The sequence below is a fragment of the Sulfuricurvum sp. genome (assembly GCF_049587615.1).
Lineage (GTDB): Bacteria > Campylobacterota > Campylobacteria > Campylobacterales > Sulfurimonadaceae > Sulfuricurvum.
Map to the genome: position 1 here is coordinate 15,512 of NZ_JBAVEF010000022.1, position 13,104 is coordinate 28,615.

The 13,104-nt window shown below is 50.5% G+C and carries 11 protein-coding genes; 5 read left to right on the forward strand and 6 right to left on the reverse strand.

The window, feature by feature from the left end; translation table 11 throughout:
- Nucleotides 1–76 precede the first annotated feature (76 nt).
- The 5 genes from WB308_RS04070 to WB308_RS04090 are packed head-to-tail and all read right to left on the reverse strand — an operon-like array spanning nt 77 to nt 5,443.
- On the reverse strand, nt 77–793 hold the full coding sequence (locus tag WB308_RS04070; RefSeq protein WP_424189262.1) for an energy transducer TonB: 717 nt from the start codon (nt 791–793) through the stop codon (nt 77–79).
- A complete protein-coding gene (locus WB308_RS04075; protein WP_424189264.1) occupies nt 790–1,437 on the reverse strand; it encodes a sulfite exporter TauE/SafE family protein in 648 nt (215 codons plus the stop codon). Before WB308_RS04075 ends, WB308_RS04070 begins: the two co-directional genes overlap by 4 nt.
- A gap of 3 nt (nt 1,438–1,440) precedes the next feature.
- Nucleotides 1,441–2,442, reverse strand: coding sequence for a 4Fe-4S binding protein (locus WB308_RS04080; protein WP_424189266.1), 1,002 nt, complete (start codon nt 2,440–2,442; stop codon nt 1,441–1,443).
- Entirely contained in the window at nt 2,435–3,253 is an 819-nt protein-coding gene (locus tag WB308_RS04085) for a hypothetical protein (RefSeq protein WP_424189268.1), read from the reverse strand. The genes WB308_RS04080 and WB308_RS04085 overlap by 8 nt, the downstream gene beginning before the upstream one ends.
- Before the next feature lie 9 nt (nt 3,254–3,262).
- On the reverse strand, nt 3,263–5,443 hold the full coding sequence (locus WB308_RS04090) for a TonB-dependent receptor (RefSeq protein WP_424189270.1): 2,181 nt from the start codon (nt 5,441–5,443) through the stop codon (nt 3,263–3,265).
- A gap of 191 nt (nt 5,444–5,634) precedes the next feature.
- Between WB308_RS04090 and arsC the strand changes: the two genes are divergently transcribed.
- The 5 genes from arsC to WB308_RS04115 are packed head-to-tail and all read left to right on the forward strand — an operon-like array spanning nt 5,635 to nt 11,029.
- On the forward strand, nt 5,635–5,979 hold the full coding sequence (gene arsC / locus WB308_RS04095) for an arsenate reductase (glutaredoxin) (protein ID WP_424189272.1): 345 nt from the start codon (nt 5,635–5,637) through the stop codon (nt 5,977–5,979).
- Between the two features lie 59 nt (nt 5,980–6,038).
- Nucleotides 6,039–7,028: a FecR family protein gene (locus tag WB308_RS04100; protein WP_424189274.1), complete on the forward strand. Its 990-nt coding sequence runs from the start codon at nt 6,039–6,041 to the stop codon at nt 7,026–7,028.
- Nucleotides 7,025–7,687 carry a hypothetical protein gene (locus tag WB308_RS04105; RefSeq protein WP_424189276.1) on the forward strand — a complete coding sequence of 221 codons (663 nt, stop codon included), beginning with the start codon at nt 7,025–7,027 and terminating at the stop codon, nt 7,685–7,687. The genes WB308_RS04100 and WB308_RS04105 overlap by 4 nt, the downstream gene beginning before the upstream one ends.
- Nucleotides 7,684–8,964 carry a hypothetical protein gene (locus WB308_RS04110; protein WP_424189278.1) on the forward strand — a complete coding sequence of 427 codons (1,281 nt, stop codon included), beginning with the start codon at nt 7,684–7,686 and terminating at the stop codon, nt 8,962–8,964. Before WB308_RS04105 ends, WB308_RS04110 begins: the two co-directional genes overlap by 4 nt.
- Nucleotides 8,951–11,029: a tetratricopeptide repeat protein gene (locus WB308_RS04115; RefSeq protein WP_424189280.1), complete on the forward strand. Its 2,079-nt coding sequence runs from the start codon at nt 8,951–8,953 to the stop codon at nt 11,027–11,029. Before WB308_RS04110 ends, WB308_RS04115 begins: the two co-directional genes overlap by 14 nt.
- Before the next feature lie 6 nt (nt 11,030–11,035).
- Here WB308_RS04115 and WB308_RS04120 read toward each other — a convergent pair whose 3' ends face one another.
- Nucleotides 11,036–12,643: a mucoidy inhibitor MuiA family protein gene (locus tag WB308_RS04120; RefSeq protein ID WP_424189282.1), complete on the reverse strand. Its 1,608-nt coding sequence runs from the start codon at nt 12,641–12,643 to the stop codon at nt 11,036–11,038.
- Between the last annotated feature and the right edge of the window lie 461 nt (nt 12,644–13,104).

Consider the following 13,104-nt stretch of genomic DNA (forward strand, 5'->3'; position numbering starts at 1 on the left):
ACAATCCTCTTAATGACTGAATCTTGTTAAAATTGTTCTTATCGTAGCATAAAGTCAAATAAGGTTGGCTTTCCCATCAGCCATTGAGTTTAAACTCTAATGTAAGTTCAATCTCCATCGGCAGCGAGTCTGTGAGGTTTTTGGGTACATCGATCCCTGAAGCTGAAGCCACCGCGGTTTTGGCTGCATTATGGAAGATAGCATCTCCGCGTTGAACGGTTATCGCATCGATGGTCCCATCATTACCGAGGGTAAAGCGGACACCGACTTCCCCCTCCATCCCTCTGCGTCTTGCGGCGGTAGGGTAGCGAAGATGGTTTTGGATCGTTGAGCGTAAAGAGGCAAAGAACGATCTTTTTTCCGCCGCAAGATCGCTTGAGCGTTTAGGGGGTGTTTGGACGACTTCCGCTGAGGGGGCAGTAGGAATCCGATGTTGGACGAGCGGCGGCGCAGAAACAACGGGAACGGCTGAAGGTGCCGTGCTTGCTACCGCTTGAGTGGGAATGGCAGTTGGTTGCGGTTTCAGAGCTTGCGGGGGAAGTGTCTGCGGTGCGATGAGCGGCTTGATCGGTTTGGGCGGGTTCGACGGTGTAATGCGCGTCATTTCCTCAGCTATTTCCTGCTGCTTCGGAACGGGTGCAGGGTTCGATAATGAGACCAGCATCATGGACTGGATGGGAGTGTGCAGGAGCGTCGGCGGGGTATGCATCTGGGTTAGGACGAAAAAAGCCGATGTTCCCATAAGGGCATGGAAGATAAGGGAGAGGAGAAATGATTTTCGTGTACTGTTCATAGGTATATCCATCCGTTAAAAATTGCAATGCCGACACCCGCGAGAAGAAACGGTGCCGAGTGTTGGAGAGCCGTTCGATAGCGGGAGAGGTGAGTCAGGCTCTCTTTGAGTATGGCCGTGAGAATGACTGAAAAAAAGAGAAACCACAGGAGGGTTGCCCCTAAACCGAATACGGCACCATATGCGATAGCCCATCCCAAAGAGGGCGTTGTCGCACTCAGCGTCATCATGGTGATGACGGGGGCGCACAGGGACATGGACAAAAAAACACCTGTTAGAAAGAGGGAAATCTGTCCTTTGGGCGTATGGGGTGTTGAGCTGCAGCAGGATGCTGAGGTATGAAGAGAAAACCATAAGCGCACGGCGAGGATCAGGGTGACGCTCCCCAGCAGGTACCCCATCAGCGCTTTATCGCTGATAAGGGTTTTAAGAAGAGCAGCGCCCGCATAGGCGATGAGAGAGAGGGCAATATAGCCGGTGATACGTCCTATACTGATAGGAAGTAGGACGTGCAAACTTTGTCGGCGTGTCGCACTGTTGGCCAAAAGGATCGGAGAGAGCAACGGCATACAGGTGAGCATGCAGGCGGTTGCCCCGTACGAGAGGGCAATGAGAAATAGAGAGAGGAGCGTGAGGGCTTCCACGTTTTACCCTTTCCACCATTTATCGATTTTTGTCCGTTTTTTAAACGATTCTTTGGAGGAAGAGAGGATGGTGATGGGGCCATATTTGAAATTCATCACCCCATCATGAGGACAAAATTCGACACATCGGCCGCAGAGGGTGCAGTCGGCGTGGGTGATGTTTTTATTGTCTGCTTGGCTTTGAATTTCGTAAATATCCATCGGGCAGGCTTTAACACAGTTCGAACACGTATCGCAGTGGGAATCGCCGTTTTTGACCAGACGAAGCAAGCCGATTTTTTTGAAGAGTGTCTGCATCGGGAGGATCGGGCAGATACGGCAAAAGGGCTGACGGACGAAAAGGGCGAGGGCGATCATCAATCCGAACAGCAGATCGGCGATGAGGGAGAGGGCGAAGTATCCCCACCCCGCTTGGGAAATATAAATTTGATTCATATCCCCCGTCATTGCCGTCGTCATGATACGGCTGGGACAGATAGAGCAAAAGGGGGATCCCCACTCATGCCCCAGCAATCCGATCCCTGTCAACAGCGGGAAAATCAACACCAAAAAGAGAAAAATAAACCATTTAATCGGACGGATTTTAGTGACGGTCTCACGGGAAAGCGAGGTGAGCTGGGTGAGTCCCAGTTTGGTTCCGATCATCGTGATCGTCTCTTGGAAAAATCCGAGGGGACAAAGCCATCCGCAAAAGGCTTTGTTGAGGATTAAGATTAAAAGGGCAACGGTTCCAATGGTGATGAGTGTCCCCATCAACGCTTCCATGACTTTTGAGCCTTCGGTAAAGAGGGATGAAACACGGTGATCCATCTGATGCTGAAGCGGGATGAGGGCACAGTAATCCCCCCCCCTCTGATCATAAGCGCAGGAGAGGGCCGGGAGGGCTTGGGTCAGTTTATCATCGGTATAAAATGTGGTAAAAATCATCGCTCCGTAGACAAAAAAGAAAAAAGCGGTGAGTTGAATGACCCGTCGAAGAGCCGTAACGGTCAATAATTTATCCACGGGCAACTCCTTGTTTTTTGTGTCGGCGGTAGAGGAGTAATCCTCCTAAAAATCCGATAAAAATGGCACCGGTTCCCCAGCTTTGGGATTGCCAGAAATCGTTGGGATTAACGTAATAGGGCATTGAAAACGTGCTTGTATACTCTGTGAAATCCTTATTGTGATGCACGCAGAGGAGAAATTCGGAAGGTTTGTTTTCGCTTCGGCCGACACGGACATCGGTAAAATCATTGGGGAGCGTAATCGTAAAAGCCCCTGTTTCATCACTCATGTAGTTTTGGACCGGAGTCTTGTGGGTTTCCAAGGTGACGGTTGCATTTTTGAGTGGCTTGCCCTGAAAGTTGAGGATAAATCGGTACGATTTCGAGGCGGTATAACGGTCATGCTCTCGGTGCAGAGGATCGGGAACGATCTCTAGCGTTGTTTTGGAAAGGGCGGTGAGTGAAGTCGGTGAAACTTTCGCAGGACGACCGTGCAGCGAGAGATAGCGAACGGCACTTTGGACCCGGGTTGCGGTAGTAGCTTCGGCTACCATTGCGTAGTATCCCCCCATAGGAGGCTTTGGGAGGATGACGGTATTGTTTTTGAGGGGGAGTGATTTCTCGGAGAGGTTGGGAAGAATGAGGGTGGCAGACGTGTTTCCTTCATTATTCATCAGGGCGAACATAGCGCTTTCGTCTTTTCCGTGTCCGCCGTGTTTGGATGCAGACGCTTTCCCCTCATCGCACCCATGCGGAGTCCAGTACAGAACCCCTTCGCCATATCCCCAAAGTGATGCGCTGACAACGAGCGCAGATAGCAAGATTCGCATACCGACTCCTTAAAATTTGGCCGATAAGCCGGCGGTATAGACACGCCCCGGATTAACGGTGAGAGAGAGGTCTTCTTGGTTGTAGACGAAATTGTAGTCTCGATCCCCGCTGCTGCGGGCGGTGTTGAAATAGAATTTGTCAAAGACGTTATCGATACGGGCAAAAATATCAAAGGTAAAATCACCCCATTTCTCCGAATGGCGGGCGAGGAGGTTGACCACTTCGTAACCCGGCATTTTGAGCTGGTTAAGTTCGTCGGCGTAGTAGCTCGATTTGGCCGTCAGCTCCGCGGATAGGACGGTAGAGGGGGTAATGTTGTAATTACCGATTAGGTTGAGGGTATGGCGTGAAGTACGCGGGACGGTATTGCCCGTCAAGTCATACTGTACCTGCGTATAGGTTGACAAATAAGGGCTTCCGAGTCCGAGGTAGAAATTATCGTACTGGGTAAAGTAGGCATCCAGATAGGTGTAGGCTGCATCAAAAGAGAAGGTTTTTTTGGAATTGCTTTGGAGAGAGAGTTCAAATCCCTTGCTTCGCATTCCGCCGATGTTTTGGTATTGCTGCGGATTGGTCGTTGTGGCGGCCGTGTATTGACCGATGGAGGACATGATATAGTCTTTTCGATCAAGCCAAAAGAGGGTCGCTTCATATGTGAGGGTGTTATCCCATGCCGGAAAGTTTCCGCGAAGTCCGAGATCGTAGTTGACCGCTTGTTCGGGTTTGAGATCCGGGTTGTTGAGCACTTTCGAATCGAGGGTAATCGTTCCGTTAAAGAGCTGATCGATGGAGGGGGCACGAAAACCGGTTGAGCGGCTCAAAAATAAGGTTGCCGAGTCGTTTAGCGTATGGGTCATCCCGATACGGTGAGAGTAGACATCGAAATCTTTTTGAAGCGACAGGGCATGCAGCTGATCGTCATAATCGAGACGGATATTGTCGTAACGGCCGTTGAGGGTCAGGGTAGTTGCCTCACTGAGAGGAACTTTGACTTCGAGATAAGGGGCATAAACTTCTTCGACGGTTTTATTTTCTCCTGTGACAGTTCCGGCGGTATAGATTGTCGAAGAGTAAGCACTCGTTTTGAAATCGACGAGGTAAGAGGTTTTGTTTTCATAGATATTATTGCGGATATCGGCTCCGACCATATAGGCAAGGTTCTCTTTGCTGCTGCGGTACTCGCTTTTTAGTCCCCGTTGAACTTGGTGATAATCGTTAAGAGTGGTATAGGCATCCGGATCGGTTACGACTGTACCGGTAGAGCTGTATTTTTGGGGTGCACTGACGAATTGGGTATCATCTCCGTATTGATAGACGTTCACGAGGAGGTTGGAGTTGTTTCCAAAATCTTTACTGTAAGTCAAAAAGAGTTTGAGAAGATCAACATCGTACATTCGTGAGTAATCCCGTCCTGCAATACTGGTAGGATCGGTGAGTGCCTGCGTCATCCCCTCTACCGTACCGTGGGAGTCTTTTTCACGGTGAGACGCCTCAACTCCGAAGGTAAGATCGCTGGTATCGTCGATGTAGTACTGGAGCTTTCCATTGGCATAGCGGGAGAGATACTCTGAATCTTCCCAATAGCCGTCGCTTTTGCGTTCGCTGACTTGAATACGCCCGTTGAGAGAATCGTTGGCGAAAGAGGTTTCCGCGAGCAATTTTCGATAGCCGAAACTGCCGAATTCCGAGGCAACCATGGATTTATTAACGGCTCCTCTTTTGGTGGTGATAATGACGGCTCCGGCGAGGGCATCATCGCCAAAGAGGTATGAAGCTCCCCCTTTGATTACTTTGATCGAGGCAATGTTATCGAGATCAATATTGACGCTTCCCGTACGTTCAAAGACGGGAACGCCGTCGATAACAACGGCAACGCCGGGCTTCTCTCCCATATAGCGTTGATTTTCAACCCCTCGAATATGGATTTTTAGACTGTCACCGGATTTGATTTCGGTAGTGATCCCCGGTATGGTTTGTAATACCTGCTGAAGATTTTCAATATGGGCTTCATCCACTGTTTCTCCGTCAATGGTAGCGGTAGAAGAGACTTCGGTTTTGCCGGAGTGGAATCGATCATCGATCGTAGTGGAATCGATGCCGATAATGCCGAGGTCTTCCGTTGCGAAACATGAAGTGGCAAGGAGAGATGAGAGCAAGAGGCTGTGGGTGATTCGGCGGGTATTTACCATCGCACTTCCTTAAAATTTAGGATTAAAAAGTGCGATTATGAAGAATTAGTGTTACATTTGTGTTAAATAATAAAAATAAGAATTTATTAAATATTTGAAGCGATGTTGTCAAACTCACCACAGGCCGTGATCTGCTCAGGGGTGAAGTCGCGTGCGGCAAGATATAATAGCGCCAAAAAATGGAGTTACCGATGATAACGATCTGGCACAATCCGAAATGTTCAAAATCGCGTGAAGTGTTTAAGCTTTTAGAAGAAAAAGGGGAAGCATTCGAAGTATTCAAATATCTTGATACCCCTCCATCGCGAGAGGAGATTGTCGCACTTTTGGCTGTGCTGGAAATTTCAGCACGGGAACTGATGCGTACTAAAGAAGATTTATACAAAGAACTGGGATTGGCTAAGATCACCAATGAAGCACAGTTGATCGATGCGCTTGTAGAATATCCGAAACTGATTGAACGCCCGATTGTAATTGAAGGGAATCGTGCGGTAATCGGCCGTCCGGTAGAGAAGGTGGTCGAATTTTTAGCCTAAGAATAGATCAATTGAGTCCGAGATACAATCAAAAATGATCCGGATAAAAAGGGGTTACAGTGAAAAAATGGATTGTAATCGGCATGATACTGGGATGTGTCAGTACCCTAGGAGCCGATCAGCCCGGAGAGCAAGAGTGGTCGATGACGCAGGTTGGAATGATTTTTAAATTTAAAGAGGACCGGGAAACAATCCTGGAAAAGATTCGCAAAGCCGACGAGACGATTGTCAAAGCGAACAGTCTTATAGCCCGCGCGCAAAATGCCGGCAACAAAACAGCCGAAGGAGTTGCTCTGCAGGCGCTTCAAAAAGCGCAGGACAACAAGCGCCAAAACGAGCTCAAAAAACTTCAAATCGATAAAAACATCGCCTATATTGAGAACCGCATGGCGGAACATAGCGGGATCGATGCTAAAATCAGCGGGATGGTGACGAGCCACAGCGGCAGAGTCCGCGTCATATCGGGAAAACCCCCGTATGAAGCGGCAGCGATGGACAGTGAACATCCCGGATATTTCCATGAGGGGGATACCATCGAGACCTATGACAACAGCCGTGCGCAAATACAGTTCCTCGATGGCCGAGGGAGTATGACGATCGGAGAATTCAGCCGTGTAAAAATGGAGAAAAAAGATTCCCTCTCTGAAACCATTTCTCTGGCCAAAGGGACCATTCATACTGTAGTAGATAAAGCTGAAGCATTCAAAGAGTGGGCCGAAAAACAGGCGGCCATGGCAGCTGATGATCCGAATAAAATGTTGGCGTATGATCTCGGGGCCATCCGGGCATGGGCCAAAAGCAAAAGCAAAAAATTCGAAGTGCGCACCGGTTCGGGAACCGCTTCGGTCAGAGGTACAACGTTTGCGATGAGCGCCGACGAGGCGGGAGCGACTATAATCGAGCTGATAGAGGGAGAAATTGCCGTGACCAATGCTAAAACGTCCGCCGTGACGATACTGAAAGGGGGAGAAAAAATGACACTCTCTCCGGAAGGGACGGCGCATGTCGAGCCTTTGAAACTCTCTTTAAAACCGTGGTGGGAACGATGATGTATAAGGGAGTTTTCGTCCTTCTCCTGATATGGATACAGTTGCACGGCGGTGAATGCACTATCCGCCATTACGGACAGCCTCCGATCCCGGAAAGAGCCGTCGAACTTTATACGGCAAAAGGGGGACTGTTTTCGCTGATGCTTCCGCAAGGGTGGACGAAAAGCGAAGAGAAGTTCCCGTATGAGACGCCGGAAGCCAACGTTGCAGGGGTCCATCTCAAAGGGCCGCTGGACGATGCGTGGGTAGCGGCCGAAATATCGGTACATTATTACGAACACGGCGGGTTTTTCTCCGATTACCGCGATTACATCCGTCTAAAGCGTCAAAGTTTTGATCGGCAGGATGATAATAAGACCTCTTTGGCTGAGGTGAACGCCGGAGGTAAAAAGGGGGTGGCATTTTCGATCCGGACGGTTGAAGCTACTAGCTCCGCTCCCCTTTTTAAACCGGGGATCATGTATCGGCTCAACGGAGAGATGATGGCGAAAATGGTTCCTGTGCTCGAATCGTTTAGGGTGTTTCCTGCAAAGCGGGGTTTTTTCGTTTTTCATTACAAAGCTTCCGAATCGATGGCTGCTCAATGCCACGGAGTCTTTGAGAAGACGGTTCAATCGGTCCGTTTTATCAATCCTGAACCGTGGCAGGGGGCAAAATGAGGAGAATCGCCAAAGCAGCGGCTGTGATTGCGATAGCTGTTTTACCCAATTGGGCGTATGCGGGGGTAGAGGTTGCCGCCTGCTGCGATTCGCGCGGGTATTGCGGCTATGCCGTCGGAAGTTCCTGGAACGATTCCCTAAACGGTACCCGATATCTGTGTAAATGTACCTCCGGCGGCGGAACGTGCAGTCCCACAAGCTCGGGCGGCTCTTCGGGGGGCTCTTATGGCGGCTCCTCCGGAGGGGGCGGCGGCTCCAGTAAAGATCTGTGGAAATATCAGATGATGCAGGGAATTGTCAGCGGGCTGATGCAGGGGCTCATGCAAGGGCTGGAAAATCAGCAGCGTGAGGAGGCTCAAAGAGCCGAACAGCAGCGGCAGCAGCAAGAAGCGGCCCGTCTCGAAGCCGAGCTGCAGCGCCAAAAAACCGAAGCGGAGAAAAGAGCGGCCAAAGAGGCGTGGGAGAAAAAACGCAAAGAGGCGGCGAGGGCCGAACAACAGCGAAAAGAAGAGGAAGCGCGGGACGGTGCCAATCTCGCAGCGAAAATGGGAAGTACCGGAGGGGGGTTGCAGCTGGTGTCGCTGGGAGGGACCGGATTTTTCGGTTCGAAAACAGGAGTCGGGCAGCTGGATTTCAAGCCGATGGCAGCAGCAGAGAATGATGCCTCAAGCCTCTCGGCACTTCAGCGAGCGGTGTGCAGTAACCAGTTCTTGACCAAAGCAAATCGCAGCGGTAGTAACGAAGATGCACGATATTATAGCGACCAGGCCGAACGGGTCATGAGCGGCGGAAAGTATAGCGAAGCGTGCAATCTCTCCGAGGGACTGCCACAGGTTCCTGAAGCGCCGGTTCCGGAGCCTCTGTGGAGTCCTGAAGAGATGGCGTTTTTTAAAAAAGTCGAAGAGGCGAGGGTGCAGATGGAGGAAAAGGCGCTGCAGATTCAGGAAATTGAAGCTAAAGTCACCGAAAATAAAGAAAAAATCGACGATGCAAAAGCCAAAAAAGAGCAGGCAGATGCCATCTTGAAAGATCTCCAAAACAAAGCCGCATCGACCGACGACCCGGCTAAAAAAGCCGAGATCGATACCCTCCTCGCCGAAGCCAATGCCCTCCTAAGCGAAGCAGAGATGGATTCGCTAGCGACGCAGCAGGAGAATGAGAAGCTTCTGAGCGACAAACAAAAAATCGAGCAGAGCATGCAGGAAACGAAGAAAATGCTCGAAGCTCAGATACCCAAACCAAACACAGCGCAAGGAGCAGAGAATGAGAAACGTTAGAAGGATAGCCGTGTCGGCCATAACGGCAGTGTTTATCATGGGGTGCGCACAGCCGCAGGAAATCGGAAAATCCCATTATGCCGCGAAGAATTACCCGGCGGCAATCGAGGCATACAAACAGGCGAATGCGGAAGAACCCAACAAGGCGGTAAATGCCAAAGGGCTGGCCGATGCCTATTTCGCCAACCGTCAATACAATGAAGCGATCGAGTGGTATCTCAAGACAAAAAGCCTCAACCCAAGCGACACCTCCATTGCCTGCAATCTCGGAACGGCCTATTATTATACGGGACGCCACAACGAGGCTCTGGCGGTGCTTGAAGCGGCTAATATTGATCCCCTTTCGCAAAATTCCGCCGGCCGTGACGCGAGAATCCGCTCCCTTCGCACAACGGCGGCTCCCACCTCTGCGTGCGCCCAGACACTCGATACGCTGTATGAAAAAACGGGTCGCTACGATATTGCCATCGCCGCAATGAAACGAAAAATCGATGCCGATCCACGGCAGCCTGAACCGTTTATCAAACTCTCCTCTCTCTATTTTAAGAGCGGCCAGTATGATGATGCGATTGTCGCCGCCAAACGGGGGATCGATCTCTCCCCCGCCTCTGCCGATGCGCACCACAATTTGGGAGTCTCCTACTGGAAGAAAAAACAATACGTACAGGCTGTCGGTTCTTTGCGTCATGCACTTGCGTTGAACCCGAAAAATAGCGTTACGGCGGTATTTTTGGCCAAAAGTTACGAACAGGTCGGAGAAGAGGTTAAAGCGGTAGAGACACTCCGCCACAGCAGAACATCCGCCCCTTCTGTCGCGATTGATTTCGAACTGGCTCGTCTTTTGTATCGCTCCGGAAACTACGCCGAGAGTGCAGAACTTTTGAACGGGGTAGTGGAGAAAAATGCTATCACGGGGATAGGGATCGAATTTGAAGCCCTCGGGGGAAATCCGATTATCCTAAAGGTGGAAAAAAATTCGCCCTCAGAACGTGCCGGGCTTCGTGCCGGGGACCAGATAATGCAGGTAGATCAGCAAAACCTCATCGGGTTGTCGATCGAAGAGGTAGCGCAAAAACTTCGGGGCACGGTCAACACCCCGGTGACGCTTACGTACGTGCGCGGGGGTGAGACGTTCCAGAAACAGCTGATGCGTGAAACCTTTTTCACGGCTTCATCCGCACCGATGCTGGCACTTCGTGCATTGGTATACCGGAAAGTAGGGAATATCCAGAAAGCTCAGGAAGATGCCCGCAGGGCGTATGAACTGGATCCGAAAGAAGGAGCGCTGGCGATGGCGGCGGTTGCGTTTGAGCGGGAGGATATGGCGGGAACCTTGCGCTACGCTTCTCCCCTGAAAGGAGATGTTCATGCCCGAATTCTCGAAGCAGCCGTTTATGCGCTTGGGGGAAACAGCACCAAGGCGTTGGAACTTTTTCGGGATATAGCCGTGCAGGGGATGGAGGAACGGAACGTTCCGTTGCAGGAAGAGCGCCGAATACTTCTTAAAACGTTGTCCCCCATAGCGAAAGAGCGTTATGCGAAGGGATCGGAACTGGAAAGCTCCGGTCAAAACGGCGCTGCGTTGGATTCGTATACCGATGCGCTGCTGTTGGCCGAGGATGAAGCGCAAGGAGGAACACTCCGCTCAGCCATGTTCAAGCTCGCGAACGCTTCGAATGTCTCTCTTCCCGAAGAAGCGCACCGCCATATCGTGAGAGGGGAGTTCTTCGTCGGAGAGGGCAATTTTCAAGAGGCGTTGAGTGAATTTAGAAAAGCGCTCGTATCGGCTCCGTATGCTTCACGCCTTTATTTCAATCTGGCACTTGTCGAAGCGAAACTAGAGCTTTACGGCGACGCTTTACGCTCTATGGGGCTTTATCTCGAAGCATCCCCTGATGCACCCGATGCCCGTGCGGCGAAAGACGAAATGATCAAGTGGGAAATTCTTATGAACAAGCCACGGGAATATTCTTATTACGAAGGGAGTGGAGAAGGTGCCCTCTCAGATGCGGGAGTACTTCCGCCGCCGCCCGTCGGAGGACGGGGAAGCATGCCGGCACGCTGATATAGTTTATTCAAGTCCTTCGACCCTCACCTCTTTGGGATAGCTTACGCTAAAGTGCATCGGAAGAATTTTTTTGGCGTGGGGTTTCAGTTCGATATCCCACGTAATGATCCCTTCGGAGGAGATATCGGCCTCTCCCGTTTTCGGAGCCTCTCGAGTAACACGGATCTGTTCATTTCGGGAGATGGGGAAATGGTCTTCGACACGGATGCGGACCGGTTTGTTTTTACCGTTGGTGATCTCATGGGTATAGTCGTATTCGACATGGGTTTCGTGAGAAATGAGGCCGGTCTCTTTGGTGTATTTTTTGTTTTGTTTCCGCTCGATTTTAATGCTCTCATCCGCACCGAAAGAGAGCTGGATTTTCTCTTCGGGAAAGAGCGTTCCGGGGGTTTGATAGGTACCCACGACATGACCGTCGAGCAGGAGGGTCATCTCCCCCTCAAGCAGCGGAAATGAAAAGGGATTTAAGACCTCGCTGCTCATATAGGCATACGGCGAGAGTTTTGGGACGGCCCGGTAGTGAAAATCCCCCTTTACCGTAGCCGCGGCGACGAAGATTTTGTGCGGCTGATTGTCGGAAGGGATAGTGTGCCGTGCAGGAAGGAGAAAACTAAATGAGGTTGTCTCCTCGTTGACCGTAGGTGTTTCATACTCCGCCATCGGTGCCGACGCAGAACTGCGTATCATCGTATCCGCCTCAAACAGCAGCGCTTTGGCACGAGATGGAGGCGTCGGACGGTAGATGTCGATATACCATGCTTGTATCGGGTCAGGTGCTTGAGTGCCAAAAGGGTGAGCCGTCGAAATTTCTATCTCGGCAGAGCCCCACTCCTCGCCGCTGGATTGGGTGATCGAGACAAAACTGCTCCATTCGATTTTCCCCTCCGCCGAATCGGCCCGGAGGGTATACAGAGGAGTCCATCGGGCATTTTGGGTCAGATAGGAAATTTCGAGTTTTTGTTCTTTCAGATCGGCCGCGCAGGAGAGGGTCACCTGAACCGATTTGCTCAAATCGGGTGTTTTTAGGCGATTGAGCTCTTTTTCCAGCAGCGCTTTTTCCTCGCGAAGCTCTTTGAGGCGGGTGTCGAGTTTGGCGATACGGCCGTACCGCTCAAAGAGCGCTTTTTCCAGAAATTTCGTATGGGCTTCGAGTTCTGAGGGGAGTACTTTTTGGTTTTTGGGAAACGGGGAAATCCGCTTTAAAAAATCGATGCTGTTGGTGATGGCGGCGGTATCGTCCGTGCCGGCCTGGATCAATGCTTCCGTTTCAGCCAGTTTTGCACGTACTTTTTCGATATTTTCGTCCGATTGTTTTTGAAGGTAGGTTTGGTCGACTTTGACATCGGAAATTTTCACAGAGGAGGGATCGAGCATTTTTACCTGCACGGAGCCGTCGATCACAGATTGCGTCAGATCCCGGATGCGGATCGTGTTTTCCCCTTTTTTTAGGGATACATTCGCACTTTTTCGGATCAATGCAGTATCGGTGAAGACGGTGACCCGGTCGATTTTAGGAGAGATTCCGATCTCTTCGGAGGATGAGGCATGAGAAATGACGCTCAAAAAGAAGAGTAAGATCAAATATCTTCTTTTTAAATCTATTTTGTCCATTCGCAGCCCCTTGTGTCGATATGTGTAAAGAGTATCGTCTTTTCTGTGTAAAAGTACCCTTAATCCGAGAAATATAGGGTTCAGATTAGCATTTTACGGATTGACAATCTCGGTTGATTCGGAGTATTACGAAATATAAGGGCGAATATCAAAATCACTCAAAAAAGAGGGTTTTGCCCTTTTCGCTCTCGTTGTGATGCAGATTAACGGCGATTTCGGGAGTGGACACGGGTGCGGAGAAAGTCGAATGGTGCATTAAGTCCGGAATTTTTCAAGTTTTTGGTTGATATCGTCTGTGCTCTGATCGAGGCGCGACGCGACATCGGTGATCTCCCGGATACTGGTTGTATTGGATGAAGCGATGGTGTTGAGTGAATCGATTTTGGTCGCGATAAGTGTCATTCCTGCTATGAGATTGGCCATGCTTTCATTCGAATGGTGGACACTTCCGGCAGCTACCG

What these genes read in the sequence shown, in the direction of transcription:
- WB308_RS04070 (WP_424189262.1), bottom strand. Translation starts at nt 793, where the DNA reads ATGAACAGTACACGAAAATCATTTCTCCTCTCCCTTATCTTCCATGCC.
- WB308_RS04085 (WP_424189268.1), bottom strand. Translation starts at nt 3,253, where the DNA reads ATGCGAATCTTGCTATCTGCGCTCGTTGTCAGCGCATCACTTTGGGGA.
- WB308_RS04115 (WP_424189280.1), top strand. Translation starts at nt 8,951, where the DNA reads ATGAGAAACGTTAGAAGGATAGCCGTGTCGGCCATAACGGCAGTGTTT.
- arsC (WP_424189272.1), top strand. Translation starts at nt 5,635, where the DNA reads ATGATAACGATCTGGCACAATCCGAAATGTTCAAAATCGCGTGAAGTG.
- WB308_RS04090 (WP_424189270.1), bottom strand. Translation starts at nt 5,443, where the DNA reads ATGGTAAATACCCGCCGAATCACCCACAGCCTCTTGCTCTCATCTCTC.
- WB308_RS04110 (WP_424189278.1), top strand. Translation starts at nt 7,684, where the DNA reads ATGAGGAGAATCGCCAAAGCAGCGGCTGTGATTGCGATAGCTGTTTTA.
- WB308_RS04105 (WP_424189276.1), top strand. Translation starts at nt 7,025, where the DNA reads ATGATGTATAAGGGAGTTTTCGTCCTTCTCCTGATATGGATACAGTTG.
- WB308_RS04120 (WP_424189282.1), bottom strand. Translation starts at nt 12,643, where the DNA reads ATGGACAAAATAGATTTAAAAAGAAGATATTTGATCTTACTCTTCTTT.